This is a genomic window from Sphingomonas colocasiae (genome assembly GCF_019880585.1).
Taxonomy (GTDB): Bacteria; Pseudomonadota; Alphaproteobacteria; order Sphingomonadales; family Sphingomonadaceae; genus Sphingobium_A; species Sphingobium_A colocasiae.
Window position 1 is genome coordinate 433,897 of record NZ_JAINVV010000004.1, and the last position, 14,791, is coordinate 448,687.

General features: G+C 63.9%; 13 protein-coding genes. 7 read left to right on the forward strand and 6 right to left on the reverse strand.

The window, feature by feature from the left end; all coding sequences use genetic code 11:
* The first annotated feature begins 589 nt into the window (after positions 1-589).
* Positions 590-1,054 carry a hypothetical protein gene (locus K7G82_RS08530; protein ID WP_222989425.1) on the forward strand — a complete coding sequence of 155 codons (465 nt, stop codon included), beginning with the start codon at positions 590-592 and terminating at the stop codon, positions 1,052-1,054.
* Between the two features lie 87 nt (positions 1,055-1,141).
* Here K7G82_RS08530 and K7G82_RS08535 read toward each other — a convergent pair whose 3' ends face one another.
* The 5 genes from K7G82_RS08535 to K7G82_RS08555 form a co-directional block, all read right to left on the reverse strand.
* Positions 1,142-2,191 carry a ribonucleotide-diphosphate reductase subunit beta gene (locus K7G82_RS08535; RefSeq protein WP_222989426.1) on the reverse strand — a complete coding sequence of 350 codons (1,050 nt, stop codon included), beginning with the start codon at positions 2,189-2,191 and terminating at the stop codon, positions 1,142-1,144.
* An 83-nt stretch (positions 2,192-2,274) separates the two neighbouring features.
* Complete coding sequence (locus K7G82_RS08540; protein ID WP_246623382.1) at positions 2,275-2,673, reverse strand: SPFH domain-containing protein; 399 nt, start codon at positions 2,671-2,673, stop codon at positions 2,275-2,277.
* A 73-nt stretch (positions 2,674-2,746) separates the two neighbouring features.
* Entirely contained in the window at positions 2,747-4,681 is a 1,935-nt protein-coding gene (locus K7G82_RS08545; RefSeq protein ID WP_222989427.1) for a ribonucleoside-diphosphate reductase subunit alpha, read from the reverse strand.
* Positions 4,682-5,132: 451 nt separating this feature from the next.
* A complete protein-coding gene (locus K7G82_RS08550) occupies positions 5,133-6,308 on the reverse strand; it encodes an alpha/beta fold hydrolase (protein ID WP_222989428.1) in 1,176 nt (391 codons plus the stop codon).
* Positions 6,309-6,398: 90 nt separating this feature from the next.
* Positions 6,399-6,647, reverse strand: a complete 249-nt coding sequence (locus K7G82_RS08555; RefSeq protein ID WP_222989429.1) for a hypothetical protein — start codon at positions 6,645-6,647, stop codon at positions 6,399-6,401.
* A gap of 179 nt (positions 6,648-6,826) precedes the next feature.
* On the opposite strand from K7G82_RS08555, the gene K7G82_RS08560 reads away from it, so the two are divergent.
* The 4 genes from K7G82_RS08560 to K7G82_RS08575 all read left to right on the forward strand — a co-directional run bounded on the left by K7G82_RS08560 (position 6,827) and on the right by K7G82_RS08575 (position 10,695).
* A complete protein-coding gene (locus K7G82_RS08560) occupies positions 6,827-7,477 on the forward strand; it encodes a glutathione S-transferase family protein (RefSeq protein WP_222989430.1) in 651 nt (216 codons plus the stop codon).
* Between the two features lie 196 nt (positions 7,478-7,673).
* Entirely contained in the window at positions 7,674-9,191 is a 1,518-nt protein-coding gene (locus K7G82_RS08565; RefSeq protein WP_222989431.1) for a fumarate hydratase, read from the forward strand.
* A gap of 101 nt (positions 9,192-9,292) precedes the next feature.
* Positions 9,293-10,216 carry an EamA family transporter gene (locus tag K7G82_RS08570; RefSeq protein WP_222989432.1) on the forward strand — a complete coding sequence of 308 codons (924 nt, stop codon included), beginning with the start codon at positions 9,293-9,295 and terminating at the stop codon, positions 10,214-10,216.
* Entirely contained in the window at positions 10,213-10,695 is a 483-nt protein-coding gene (locus K7G82_RS08575) for a hypothetical protein (RefSeq protein WP_222989433.1), read from the forward strand. Before K7G82_RS08570 ends, K7G82_RS08575 begins: the two co-directional genes overlap by 4 nt.
* Here K7G82_RS08575 and K7G82_RS08580 read toward each other — a convergent pair.
* Positions 10,662-11,120, reverse strand: coding sequence for an ArsR/SmtB family transcription factor (locus K7G82_RS08580; RefSeq protein ID WP_246623383.1), 459 nt, complete (start codon positions 11,118-11,120; stop codon positions 10,662-10,664). The two genes, K7G82_RS08575 and K7G82_RS08580, sit on opposite strands and share 34 nt — an antisense overlap.
* A 50-nt stretch (positions 11,121-11,170) precedes the next feature.
* On the opposite strand from K7G82_RS08580, the gene K7G82_RS08585 reads away from it, so the two are divergent.
* Both K7G82_RS08585 and K7G82_RS08590 read left to right on the forward strand, forming a co-directional pair.
* Positions 11,171-12,343, forward strand: coding sequence for an MBL fold metallo-hydrolase (locus tag K7G82_RS08585; RefSeq protein WP_222989434.1), 1,173 nt, complete (start codon positions 11,171-11,173; stop codon positions 12,341-12,343).
* A 94-nt stretch (positions 12,344-12,437) separates the two neighbouring features.
* Positions 12,438-14,774 (forward strand): penicillin acylase family protein, encoded by a 2,337-nt coding sequence (locus K7G82_RS08590; RefSeq protein ID WP_222989435.1) that lies wholly within the window; start codon positions 12,438-12,440, stop codon positions 14,772-14,774.
* Positions 14,775-14,791: the final 17 nt, after the last annotated feature.

Consider the following 14,791-nt stretch of genomic DNA (forward strand, 5'->3'; position numbering starts at 1 on the left):
CCGGAGGAAGGTTGCCGCAAGCTCCTTCGTCCAGGAGGGCGGGCTGCTGGCAGGCAGACCCGCCCTTCGCGATTCGGTCATATGCGGACCGCCGGTGCTGGTCAAGCCTGATCGCAGAAGCCTTGAAGATATTCTTCTGAAAAAAGGCTGTTAAGGCTCAGGTTGCGCCTGTGTGGTCGGCTGATGTGGCCGAAATTGTCAGCGCGGCTCACGTCGCTTGTGCTTTCGGTGTTATGGGCATTATCGGCATCTCTGGCCTATTAATGGGCTTTCTGTTTCGTGATGGATTCTGCCGATGAACTAGGTTATAAGGTTGCCGTGCACTTCGTGATGGAGTTCAAGTATGGGATTAAATCCGAAGGCTAGGAGTCGTAGTCCGCGGTTTCCTAGCTACCCTCTGAATGAGGCAGTTGCGTACGCGCAGAGAATTTATGAAGGTGTCCACAGGAGTACTATCGACGCATCGACCGCATTCCGACTCATGGGATTTAGCGGGCGTAGTGGAGCTAGTTCGACGGCTCTGGGGGCCATCCGTCAGTTCGGTTTGATCGATGGGATTGGTGAGAGTACGCGAATTAGTGATCTCGCCTTGAGGATTCTTGAGCCGGCTTCGTCAGCTGAACGCAGTGATGCGTTACGTGTCGCTGCTAACGAACCGGATATTTTTCGTTCAATCCTTGATCGGTTTGATGGCCGGATTCCCAAATCAGATGAGCCTGTGAGGGCGTATCTGATTCGCGATATGGGTTTTTCCAAAGGTGGAGCGGAAGATTGTTTGTCATCGCTCCGGAAAACAATCGAATGCATTAACGCATTGGAAGATGACGTATCGCGATCAATTGTTGAGGCTGAAGCAGAGATATTAGGTTCTGCTCAGAGTGAGCCGATATTGAAGCGTGATGGTGTCAATAAATCTAGTCGGTCGTACCGGATTCCACTCACTCGCGATTGTGAGGTTGAGTTGGATTTTCATGGCGCTGTAACGGAGCGAGCAATATCGCGATTAATTATGCACATCGAATTAATGAAAGAGGTCTGGGCCGAAGAGGATTGATTGGCCTTATTTAAATGCAAGATTGCTATATTTAGTCAGTAGAAACCGGCCTCGGGCTGGCTTGCGCCACCCGAGGCCGGTGCGTCTTTATTCGGCGGCGATTCCTGCTTTCGCGAACATATCATCCTCGCCGGTCTCGACAGCCACATCGTTGGCGCGCGCCTTCTTGCGGCGATCGAAGCTGTCCCACACCTCGTTCCAGTTGCCGCGCGTCGCGGCCTTGGAATATTCGGTGGCGCGCGTTTCGAAGAAGTTCGCATGCTCGACGCCGTTGAGCAGCGGGGCGAGCCAGGGCAGCGGGTGTTCGTCGATCATGAACATCGGCTTCAGGCCGAGCTGGCCCAGGCGCCAGTCCGCGATGTAGCGGATATATTTCTTGATCTCCTTGGGGCTCATGCCGGGCACCGGGCCCTGTTCGAACGCCAGATCGATGAATGCGTCCTCCAGCCCCACGGTGGTGTGGCAGACGTCGCGGATGTCGCTCTTCACCGCCGCCGTCAGGCAGTCGCGCTCGCGCGTGAAGGCGTGGAACAGCTTGGTGATGCCTTCGCAGTGCAGGCTCTCGTCGCGGATCGACCAGGTGACGATCTGGCCCATGCCCTTCATCTTGTTGAAGCGCGGGAAGTTCATCAGCATCGCGAAGCTGGCGAAGAGCTGGAGCCCCTCGGTGAAGCCGCCGAACATGGCGAGCGTGCGCGCGATATCCTCGTCGCTGTCGACGCCGAAGGTCGCCAGATAATCGTGCTTGTCCTTCATCTCCTTATATTGAAGGAACATGCCGTACTCGCTCTCGGGCATGCCGATCGTGTCGAGCAGATGGCTGTACGCCGCGATATGCACGGTCTCCATGTTGCTGAACGCGGTCAGCATCATCTTGATCTCGGTCGGCTTGAACACGCGGCCATATTTGTCGTGGTAGCAATCCTGCACTTCGACATCGGCCTGGGTGAAGAAGCGGAAGATCTGGGTGAGCAGGTTGCGCTCATGATCGGTCAGCTTCTGCGCCCAGTCGCGACAATCCTCGCCCAGCGGCACTTCCTCCGGCATCCAGTGGATCTGCTGCTGGCGCTTCCAGAACTCGAACGCCCAGGGATATTCGAAGGGCTTGTACTGTTTGGAAGCTTGAAGGAGTGGCATCGGTTCGTTCCTCGGTTCTCTCTACGCGTCACCGCGTGCAACATCTCAAACTGGCGCCTCGGTCGCCCGCGGCATTCGATTTTCTATTCGGCTCGCACCGTCAGGCGTCTCGCCTCGGTGACCGGCAGCCCCGCCTCGGTGGGGATATAGATCAACGACGCCCTGGTGCTCTCCAGCGCCTGGATCTGGAGGTAACGCAGATAACCCTCCGGACCCCCCAGGCTGTTCTGCAATATCGCGTTGGCCTTTGCCGCACCTTCGGCGCGGATGACTTCCGCTTCGGCCAGTGCGATCGCGCTTTCCTTTTTCGCGCGAGCTTCCAGGATCGCTACCTGCCGGGACGATTGCGCCTCGGCCAGCGCGGCTTCGCCTGAAAGCCGCTGCGAATAGACCCGATATTGCGGATAGCCGTACATCAGAACGACGAGGGCTATGGCGCCCGCGACGATCCCTATGCCCGTGCAACCCATCTTCGGGTCCATCACACTCTCCTACTCCGCGATTGTTCAGGGTCGATCGGCGGGGCGCCAAAGCACCCCTCGCATCAGCGATCCATCACTGGCAGGCCAGGCACTCGTCATAATCCTTCACCTCGACCTCGATCTGCTTGAGGTCGATGGTGTTGTCCGCTTCGACGCCGCCCGCGAAGCCCGCGCGCTGCACGCTCTTCGAGCGGAGATAATAGAGCGACTTGATGCCCAGTTCCCAGGCGCGGAAATGGAGCATCAGCAGATCCCATTTCTCGACATCGGCGGGGATGAACAGGTTCAGCGAAGCCGACTGGTCGATATAGGGGGTGCGATCCGCCGCCAGTTCGATCAGCCAGCGCTGGTCGATCTCGAAGCTGGTCTTGTAGGTGTCCTTCTCCTCCTGCGAGAGGAAATCGAGATGCTGGACCGAACCGCCGCGTTCCAGGATCGAGTTCCATACCGCTTCGCTGTTCTTCGATTTCTCGCTGAGCAGCTTTTCCAGATAGGGATTGCGGATCGAGAAGCTGCCGGACAGCGTCTTGTGCGTATAGATGTTGGCCGGGATCGGCTCGATGCAGGCTGAGGTGCCGCCGCAGATGATGCTGATCGACGCGGTCGGCGCGATCGCCATCTTGCACGAGAAACGCTCCATCACGCCCATGTCGGCGGCGTCGGGGCAGGGGCCGCGCTCGACCGCCAGGTTCATCGACGCTTCGTTCACCTGCGCGCTGATGTGCTTGAACATGCGCATGTTCCAGCTCTTGGCCATCGCCCCTTCGAAGGGCAGGCCGCGCGCCTGGAGGAAGCTGTGGAAGCCCATCACGCCCAGGCCGACCGAACGCTCGCGCTCGGCGCTGTACTTGGCGCGCGCCATCTCGTCGGGCGCGCGGGCGATATAGTCCGACAGCACATTGTCGAGGAAACGCATGATATCCTCGATGAACTGCTTGTCGCCGTTCCACTGGTCCCAGGTCTCGAGGTTGAGGCTGGAGAGGCAGCAGACCGCGGTGCGATCATTGCCGAGATGGTCGGTGCCGGTGGGCAGCGTGATCTCGGAACAGAGATTCGAGGTCGAGACCTTCAGGCCCAGATCGCGATGATGCTTGGGCATGGTGCGGTTCACCGTGTCGCCGAACACGATATAGGGCTCGCCGGTCGCCAGCCGCGTTTCGACCAGCTTCTGGAACAGTGCGCGGGCGTCGACGCGGGCGCGCTCCGACTGGTCCTTGGGGCTGCGCAGCACCCATTCGGCGCCGTCGCGCACCGCTTCCATGAAGGCGTCGGACAGCAGCACGCCGTGATGGAGATTGAGCGCCTTGCGGTTGAAATCGCCCGAGGGTTTGCGGATTTCCAGGAACTCCTCGATCTCGGGATGCGAGATATCGAGATAGACCGCCGCCGATCCACGGCGCAGCGAGCCCTGCGAGATGGCGAGGGTCAGCGAATCCATCACGCGGACGAAGGGGATGATGCCGCTGGTCTTGCCATTGAGGCCGACGGGCTCGCCGATGCCGCGCACGCTGCCCCAATAGGTGCCGATGCCGCCGCCGCGGCTGGCCAGCCACACATTCTCGTTCCAGGTGTTGACGATGCCGTTCAGGCTGTCGTCCACCGAGTTGAGATAGCAGGAAATGGGCAGGCCGCGCCCGGTGCCGCCGTTCGAGAGCACGGGGGTGGCGGGCATGAACCACAGGCGCGAGATATAGTCGTAGACGCGCTGCGCGTGCGCGGCATCGTCGGCATAGGCCGATGCGACGCGCACGAAGAGATCCTGATAGCTTTCGCCGGGCAGCAGATAGCGGTCGCGCAGCGTTTCCTTGCCGAAATCGGTCAACAGCGCGTCGCGCGCGTGATCGACCTCGACGGGGAAGGGCAGGGGCAGCACCGTCTTGCTGTCGATCGCGGCGTTCTTGCCGTCGACGGCCTTGTCCTCCGCCTTGGCGGCGGGCTTGGTCGGTGCTTCGGTTACGGTTGTTGACACGTCGCTGCTGCTCTCTTCCCGGGTATCTCTGAAGTCCATGATATACGCGCTCCCGTTCCCGATCCGTTCGACTCGGGGGCAAGCCCCCAGAATAGCATCTTTCCAGGGGCGGCGGGACGCGAAATTCGCGCGATTCCCTCGTTCATGACATGGCGAAACCGTGTGTCGCGATATGGTGTCGCGTTGGCGGTTCTACCAGTTCTTGTGCCCAGCCCCCTAGATTCACACCATCAATAGTGCCGCATCCGGCCCGTGATGCAAGACGGTAAATGACGGTTCGGAGACTCGGTTCGTCGCTCATATGACTCGGTTCACAGCAGCGGCGAAACGAGGTGGACGCGCGACGCGCGGAGTTTCCTTGCCTTCCGAAAAGGCAAGGGAACGGACGAGGAACAAAAATATTTTACCGGGATCTGGCCGGATCGGACCGATCGGACCCTTGGGGGTCATCGATCGGTCGCCGGCTTGTCATCGGTCCGTCACCGATCGGTCATGGTGCGGCCGGGGCGTCGTCGCAGCGGCGACCGCCGGCGGGAACCTGGCCCTTCGCGAAGGGCAGCGCCTTGTCGCGCAAGGCGCCGAGCACCTGACCGGGCTGTTCGTTCACCAGATAATGGGCGGCATCGTCGATCACCACCATCTCGGTATAGGGCGAGCAGATCTCGGCGGAGAGCGCCGCGGCGGCCTCGGTGGGTGCCTGCAGGTCGTATCGGCCGGAGACGAAGATCACCGGGACGGCGAAGCGCGTGCCGAGCGTGCGGCGGAAATCCCAGCCGGCCGCCGAGCGCAGCAGCGGTACCCGCCATTCTTCCGAATCGCCCAGCATCGTGACGATCTCGCCCAGCCCCATGTCCGGTGATGCCAGCGCGGTCAGCAGCGTCCAGCGCACGATGTCTCCGCCGCCGCGCGCATTGTGGATCGCGCCGCGCAGCGGCAGGATCGGGTGCTGGACCTTGGCCATCCATGCGCTGAACGCTTCGACGTCCCGTCCCGGGGGTGGATCGCCCATCGCCACGACCTCCGCCGCCAGCGCCGAATCGCCGCGCCGCTCGGCGATGCGCCGGATCGCTTCGCGCGAAGCGACGAAATTGCTTTCCCAGCCGGTGACCTGGCCGAAGCCGACATAGGCATGGAGCAGGTCCGGACGGCGGCGCGCCACTTCCGCGCCCAGCAGCGAACCCCAGCTATGCCCGACCAGGATGATCCGCCGCTGATGGAATTTGCGGCGCAGATGCTCGATCAGCGCGATCGCGTCGTCGACGAGCTGGGCACGCGTGACCGTGCCGCGCAGCGCCTCTCCGTCGATCGCCGAGCGGCCGAAGCCGCGCTGGTCCCATTGGACCACGGTGAAATACTCCTCCCAGGGGCGCTGGAAGGAATAGGAGACCCCGCTGATCACGCCGCCCGGGCCGCCATGGAGATAGAGCAGCACGGGATTGTCGCGGTCCTGCCCACGGATCGTCACCCATTGGCGCGCGCCGTTCAGCCGCACATAGAGTTTCTGGTCGATGCCGCGCGGCGACATGATGATGCCGCCGGCATAATTGTTTTCGCGCGCGATGGACCGGATGAGAAGCGATGTCGCGATGGTGACGATAAGTACCGCCAGCAGAGGCAGGAGCACATAGCGCGCTCCCAGGGCCAGAACGCGCTTCAGCTTCCCCATTATCCATCCCCGCTATTATTCTCTGATCAGAAAATCATATCCTCACAGAGACAAGTGTAAAGCGGCAAAATGGATCGAGGATCCAAAGCCTCAGCTTTTTCCGCCGCGCGGTTTGCGCCGCCAGATACGGAACCGATCGAACATGGTAACCCCCAGATAAGCGGCGCCCAGCCAGAAGATCGCTTCAGTGAGCAGCGCCGCCGCCAGCACGATCCCGGTTCGCAGCGCGACGCTTGGTTCGAACAGCCATATCGTCGCGGCGACCATGGCCCAGGCGGACAGGATGACGGCGCCGGCGGCGATGATGAGGCCACGGCGCAGACGAGGGTTTCTGATCATTGGCGTCCTCCCGAACGGTTGTCTGCCTGTTAGTCGCGCGCACGCCTCGTCTTCTTTCAATACCGGCAAAATAAAATGCGATCGGGCCGGGTCCGGCAGATGGCGGGCCATCTGCTTGCAAATTGCAAGTGGTTCATCTATCCGCCTTCCGGCACGAGCATGAAAAGGCAGGTGGCGTCATGGCTCTCGAACTCTTCTCGCATCCTTTTTCCTCTTATTGCCAGAAGGCGCTGATCGCGCTGTTCGAGAACGACATTCCCTTCATCTATCGCATGCTGGAGGATGAGGGCGTGGGTGAGGAACTGGCGCGGATCTGGCCGCTCGGCCGCTTTCCGGTGCTGCGCGAGGGCGATCGCGTCGTGCCGGAGGCGACGATGATCATCGAATATCTCGACGTCCACCATGCCGGTCCGGTGCGGCTGATCCCGGAAGATCGCGATGCCGCGATCCTGGTCCGCACCATGGATCGCTTCTTCGACAATTACATCGCCAGCCCGCAGCAGAAGATCGTCTACAATGCGCTGCGCGACGAAGCCGCGCGCGATCCGCACGCCGTGGCGGAGGCGCATGTGATGTTCGACAAGGCCTATCGCTGGCTCGACGGCCATATGGCGGGGCGCGAATGGGCGGCGGGCGATTTCAGCCTGGCCGATTGCGCGGCGGCGCCGCAGCTTTTCTATGCCGACTGGACCTATGCCATCCCGGAGGAATTCGCCAATGTCCGCGCCTATCGCCAGCGGCTGATCGAACGGCCGAGCTTCGCGCGCGCCTTGGACGAGGCGCGGCCCTATCGATCCTATTTCCCGCTGGGCGCCCCCGACCGGGATTGATGCCGGGTCTCGATGAGCCTGACTCGTCGAGCCCCGGTATCAGCCCGCGCGGCGCTTGAGCGAACCGGTCGAGGATGCGTCAGCATCTTCGAGATCGCGTATAAGGCACGTCGCCGGCGCGATGTGCAACCCGGCCATTCCCACCTGCGGCGGAGCGCGATAAGGGGACGCGACTCCGCCCGCAGGGAAACACCGAATGACCGTCATCAAGGAAGCCGACCTGATCGAGAGCGTGGCCGACGCGCTCCAGTTCATCTCCTATTACCACCCGATGGATTATATCCGCGCGCTCGGCGCCGCCTATGAGGCGGAGGTCTCGCCCGCCGCGAAGGACGCGATCGCGCAGATCCTGACCAACAGCCGCATGTGCGCGGAGGGGCATCGCCCGATCTGCCAGGATACCGGCATCGTCACTGTGTTCGTCAAATGGGGCCAGGATTGCCGGCTGGAATCGGACAAGTCTTTGCAGGAGGTGATCGACGAGGGCGTGCGCCGCGCCTATCGCAATCCCGAAAATCCGCTGCGCGCATCGATCCTCGCCGATCCGGCCTTCAGCCGCGTGAACACCAGGGACAACACGCCGTCCGTTCTCCATGTCGAGATGGTGCCGGGCAACAAGATTTCGGTCGACGTCGCGGCCAAGGGCGGCGGCAGCGAGAACAAGTCCAAGTTCAAGATGCTCAACCCCTCCGACTCGATCGTCGACTGGGTGCTGGAAATGGTGCCGCAGATGGGCGCGGGCTGGTGCCCGCCGGGCATGCTCGGCATCGGCATCGGCGGCACCGCCGAAAAGGCCGCGCTGCTTGCCAAGGAATCGCTGATGGGCGCGATCGACATGAGCCAGCTCAAGGCGCGTGGCCCCCGGAACAGGATCGAGGAACTGCGCATCGAGATCTACGACAAGGTCAATGCGCTGGGCATCGGCGCGCAGGGGCTGGGCGGGCTTTCGACGATCCTCGACGTCAAGATCATGGATTGGCCGACTCATGCCGCGTCCAAGCCGATCGCGATGATCCCCAATTGCGCGGCCACGCGCCATGCGCATTTCACGCTCGACGGATCGGGGCCGGCCTATCTCGAGCCGCCCAAGCTGTCCGAATGGCCCGACGTCAACTGGACGCCGAGCAAGGAAGCCATCCGCGTCGATCTCGACACGCTGACGCCGGACGTGGTGCAGAGCTGGAAGCATGGTGACCGGCTGCTGCTCAACGGCAAGATGCTCACCGGCCGCGATGCCGCGCACAAGCGCATCCAGGACATGCTGGCCAAGGGCGAGCCGCTGCCCGTCGAGTTTGCCGGGCGCGTCATCTATTATGTCGGCCCCGTCGATCCGGTGGGCGAGGAGATCGTCGGCCCCGCGGGTCCCACGACCGCGACGCGCATGGACAAGTTCACGCGCATGATGCTGGAGCAGGGGCTGCTCGCGATGGTGGGCAAGGCCGAGCGCGGCCCCATGGCGATCGACGCGATCCGCGAGCACAAGTCCGCCTATCTGATGGCGGTCGGTGGTGCTGCGTATCTGGTCGCCAAGGCGATCAAGGGCTCCAAGGTCGTCGGTTTCCACGATCTCGGCATGGAAGCGATCTACGAGTTCGAGGTGCAGGACATGCCGGTGACGGTGGCCGTCGATGCCGAGGGCCAGAGCGTCCACCACCTCGCCCCGCTCGTCTGGCAGGACAAGATCCGCAAGGAAAAGCTGCTCGAAGGGGTTTGATCCGGATTTCTCCTCCCCATCGTTAGATGGGGAGGGAGGCCACGACGCGAAGCGGCGTGGTGGAGGGGAGGTACGATGCTCATGTCACTCGGAATCCCGACTTGATCACCTCCCCCATCTGGCTGCCCGCGACATTGATCGGCGGAGTGCTCCAGGCGTGGCGGACGGCGGTGCAGCGGCGGGTGAGCCAGACGCTGTCGCTGAACGCCGCCGGACTGGTGCGCTATCTTTACGGGCTGCCCTTCGCGATCGCGATCGCCTGCTTCTACCAGTTCCTGATCGCGCCGGCGCCCATTCCGGCGATGGGGATGCTGTTCGTCCCATTTTGCGCGGCGGCGGGATTGGCGCAGATCGTGGCGACGAATTTGCTGCTGATGGCGTTCGAGCAGCGCAATTTCGTTGTCGGCACCGCCTATTCGAAGACCGAGGCGGTGCAGGGTGCGCTGCTGTCGATGCTGTTGCTCGGCGAGCGGTTGAGCCTGCTCGCCTGGGCCGGGATCGTGGCCGGCGTGATCGGGGTGATGATCCTGTCGACCGGGGGCAAAAGGATGGCGTCGGGCGAGCTGCTGCGCGCGCTCGGCCAGCCCGCCGCGCGCTACGGCATCGCTTCCGGCCTGTTCTTCGCGCTCACCGCCGTCGCGGTACGGCGCTCGACCGCCGAGATCGCGACCGACGATCCGATCCGCTCCGCGCTGTCGGCGCTGGTGGTGACGATCGCGCTTCAGACGCTCATGCAGGGTGGCTGGCTGTTCTGGCGCGAACGCAGCCAGGTGCGCGCGGTGTTCGCGAGCTGGCGGGTTTCCGGCCAGGTCGGGCTGTTGTCCGCGCTCGGCTCCGCCTGCTGGTTCACCGGCTTCGCCACCGCACCGGTCGCGCTCGTCCGGATCGTCGGTCAGGTGGAGATGGTCTTCACGCTGGGCTTCGCGCATTTCTATCTGCGCGAACGGCTGCGCGGCAGCGAAGTCGCCGGGCTCGGGCTGGTAGTGCTGGGCGTGGTGCTGGCGCTTGGCGGATCGGTGCGGTGACGACGATGCGGCCGGCGATCATGGCGGTGGTGCTGGGGCTGGGTTTGCCGATGGCGCAGGTGCAGGCGCGATCGTCGAACCCGAACGGGCAGGCGCGCGAGGCGCCGCGCGATATCGCGATCGGCGATCCGCAGCGGGCGATGATGCTGGATGCGCTGCACAAGGCGGTCGACCGCGAATTGGGCCAGCCCAGCCGCTTCATCGTCAGGACGTTGCGCGTGCAGGGCCGCTGGGGTCACGCGGTGGTCGATCCCCGGACGCCGTCGGGCGGGCGCATCGACATGGCGAGGACCAGCCAGGCCGAGGCCGCGCGCGAAGGGTTGCTCGACGGCGATACCATCCACGCGCTGCTCGAACGCCGCAAAACCGGCTGGACCATCAGGGCATGGATGATCGCGCCCACCGATGTCGGCTGGGCAGGCTGGCCCGCGGACTATGGCGTGCCTTACGAGTTGCTGGGGCTGCCGGCCCCCGATTGAGCCGGCGGTTTGCGACGCCGCTTCGGTTTCCGTTCTTCGGCGACATCCAGCAGCGTCTGCAGCCGGACATCGCCGAACTTGCCGATCCAGCGCCGGACGATCTGCGCGAGCGGCACCGGATTGAGATAGTGGAGCTTTTCCCGCCCGCGTCGACGGACCGCGACGAGGTTGGCCGCTTCCAGCACGGCCAGGTGTTTCGAAACCGCCTGGCGCGACATCGCCAGATCGGTGCAGAGAGCGCTGAGCGTCTGGCCGTTATCGGCGAAGAGGCGATCGAGAAGTTCGCGCCGGCTTTCGTCGGCCAGCGCACGGAAGATATCGGTCATCGATGCAATTAGGCAACCATATGGTTGCATGTCAACCGGTTGAAGTGGCTGAGGTTCGCTGCCGGTTACCGTGATTTTCGAGCCGGCGGGTGATTCCATCCGCCCCGGAACCGCTCTATGCATCGGCCGGCTCGATATCCGGAGAGATTATGCGAAGCGCGCGGCTGCTCAAGGCGTTGGTCACGGTCCTATGGTTCGCCGCAATCGCGGCGTGCCTCGCGATCACCATCGTGCCGCCGTTCCTCGATCGCATCTATTATCGGGGGGCGGCGAGCGATCATTTCGACGGCGCCCGCTTCTTCAATCCCGATGGCGAGGACACCGTTCGCCCGCCCACCGGCGGCGGGCGCAGCGGCTTCCTGTTTCGCTGGGTGTTCGGCAGCGACGATCGCCCCGCCTGGCCGCTCGGGATTGCCGTGGCGCAGACGAAGCCGGCGGCGCGGGTGGAGGGCGATGCGATGGTCGCGACCTGGGTCGGCCATGCCACGATGCTCGTCCAGACCCAGGGGCTCAACATCCTGACCGATCCGATCTGGGCCGATGTGGCGGGGCCGTTCGACCGGATCGGCCCCAGGCGCATCGCGCCGCCTGGCATCCGGTTCCAGGACCTGCCGAAGATCGACCTGATCGTCGTCAGCCACAATCATTACGACCATATGGATCTCGCGACGCTTAAACGGCTGTGGGATCGCGACCGGCCGAGGATCGTGACGAGCCTGGGCAATGACACGCTGATTCGCGGCGCCGGCGCCGAGGCGATCGCGCTCGACTGGGGCGGGCGGCTGACGCTGAAGCCCGGCATCGATGTCGTGGTGACGCGCAACCATCATTGGGGCAGCCGCTGGGGCACCGATCGCAACCGTGCGCTCTGGTCCAGCTTCACCGTCACCCTGCCGGGCGGCAATATCTTCTTCGCGGGCGATACCGGTCCCGGTGACATGAAATGGCCCGGCGAGGCGGCGAAGCTCGGCCCCGTCCGCCTCGCGATCCTGCCGATCGGCGCCTTCCGCTTCGAGCCGGGCCAGATGAAGACGGGCAGCCATATCGGCCCGCGCGAGGCGGTGGAGGTGTTTTCCGCATTGGGCGCGTCGTTCGGCCTGCCCATCCATTGGGGCACTTTCCGCCTCTCTTACGAGGCCTATGACACGCCGCCGCAGATGCTCGATCTCTTCGCCCGTTGCGCGGGTTATGGACCCGATATCTTCCGGCCCCGGCGGATCGGCGTGGCCGTCAGCGTACCGGCATATCGGCCGCCGGTGCGCGGGCCTGCCGAACCCAGGGATTGCATGGAGGGCTCGGCGGCGTTGAGCGCGCTCAAATAGCGAGCCGGGCCAAGCCGTCCGCCAGGCCGGCTTTTCGGTATTGTTGCCGATTTACAATTTTCGGGGCGTCTGATCTATCCGGGGAATGCATCCCATGCCCCAGGCAGTCCGCCGTTCGCTCGCCACGCTGTTCGCGCTTGCGACAGCCATGGTTTCCCAACCCGCGCTTGCGCGTCAGCCGGGCGTTTCGATCGTTCGGACGAGCTTCGGCATTCCGCATATCACCGCGCGCGACTGGCGCGGGCTGGGCTACGGCTATGGCTATGTCGCGGCGGAGGACAATCTCTGCATCCTCGCCGACGCCTTCGTCACCTTCCGAGGCGAACGGTCGCGTTATTTCGGTGGCGACGGTCGCCGGCCCAAGGGCGGCACGCTGGGGACGCCGGTCAATCTCGAATCCGATTTCTTCTTTCGCCAGGTTGCCGACGATGCGCAGATCGCGCGTTTCCGCGGCGCGCAGCCGGCCGATCTCGATGCGCTGATCGCCGGTTATGCCGCCGGTTACAGCCGCTATGCCGGCGAGGTGCGCGGCGGCGGCCATGCCGGCCGCCATGCCGATTGCCGCGATGCCCCATGGCTGACCGCCGCGTCGGCGGAGGATATCTATCGCCGCCTCTATGCGCTGTCGCTCACCGCCAGCTCGATCAATTTCATCGAGGCGATCGGCGGCGCGCAGCCGCCGGCGAAGGCGGGCGCGGCGACGGCGGAGCGGCAACGCCCGCAGCAGCTCGCCTGGACGCTGCCCTCGGAACGCGATCCCGATTTCGGCAGCAACATGTTCGGCTTCGGCAGCGAGGCGACGGGGAGCAAGCACGGGCTGCTGCTCGGCAATCCGCACTGGTACTGGAAAAGCGTCGACCGCTTCCAGCAGGTCCATCTGAAGATACCCGGCAAGATCGACGTGCAGGGCGTCTCGATCGTCGGCGTGCCGGTGGTGCAGGTCGGTTTCAACCGCGACGTGGCGTGGAGCCATACCGTCTCCACCGCGTCGCGCTTCACGCTCTACAAGCTCAAGCTCGTCGACGGCGACCCCACCGCCTATCTCTATGACGGCAAGGTCCGGCGGATGACGTCGCGGCCGATCACCGTGCAGGTGAAGGCGGAGGACGGCAGCCTGCGCGCCGTTACGCGCACGCTGTATCGTTCACATTATGGATCGATGCTGGCGACGGGCTGGACGGGCACGGAGGCGGTGACGATCCGCGACGTCAATGCCGAGAATTTCCGTCTCTACCGCAACTGGCTGCGCCTGGATCAGGCGAAGAATCTCGACGATTTCATCCGCATCCAGCGCGAGGAGGTCGCGATCCCCTGGGTGAACACGGTCGCGGTGGGGCGCAACGATAATCGCGCCTGGTATGCCGATATCGGCACCGTGCCCAATGTCAGCGATGCCAAGCGCGCGGCCTGCGGCGTCGCCAAGGCGACGCTCGACGGCTCGCGTTCGGACTGCGAGTGGGATGTGGACGCGGATACGCCGCAGCCCGGCGCGCTGGGCGTATCGAAACTGCCGTCGATCGAACGCCGCGACTATGTGGCGAACATGAACGACAGCTATTGGCTGGCCAATCCCAAGGCGCCGCTGACCGGCTATCCCACGATCATCGGCGCGGTCGATTATGAACAATCGCTGCGTACGCGGATGGGGCATCGCCTGGTGCAGGATCGGTTCGCGGGCGCCGATGGCCTTGCGGGACACGGCATCACCAGTGAGTCGCTTCGGGACATCACGCTCAACAACCGTGTGCTGAGTGCCGAACTGTTCCTCGATGCGGTGCTGGAGGGGCCGTGCCGCAAACAAAGCATCCGGCTGGCCGATCCCGCAGCCGATGTGGATGTGTCGAAGGCCTGTGGCGTCCTCGCGAAATGGGATCGGCGCGGCAATGCCGATTCGGTCGGTGCGCATATCTGGGATCGCTTCTGGGAGGAGATGAAGGCCATCCCGTCCGAGACGCGCTACAGCGTGCCCTTCGATCCCGCGCGTCCGCTGGAAACGCCGCGCGGGCTGCGCGTGGAGTTGCCGGCCATCGAGCAGGCTTTCGCCGCCGCGGTGCGCGTGATCGAGCGCAGCGGAGTGCCCCTCGATGCGCCGCGCTCCGCCTATCAATATCTGACCGATGCCGACGGCACGAAGATTCCGATCGCGGGCGGCTGCGGCCCGCTGGGCTATTTCGCGATCGCCTGCACCCAGATCACGGAGGAAGGGCCGGTCGTGGGCGGCCATGGCAACAGCTATATCCAGGTCGTCGGCTTCGACGACAAGGGCGTGGTGCCCTATACGCTGGAAGTGCCGTCGCAATCGACCGATCCCGCATCGCCCTGGTATCGCGACTATACGCGCGCCTATGCGCGCAAGGCGTGGCACCGCGCACCGTTCACCGAACAGGAGATCCGGCGTACGACGGTTGCGAAGATGACGCTCGTCGAATGAGGTAAAAGGAGGAGGGG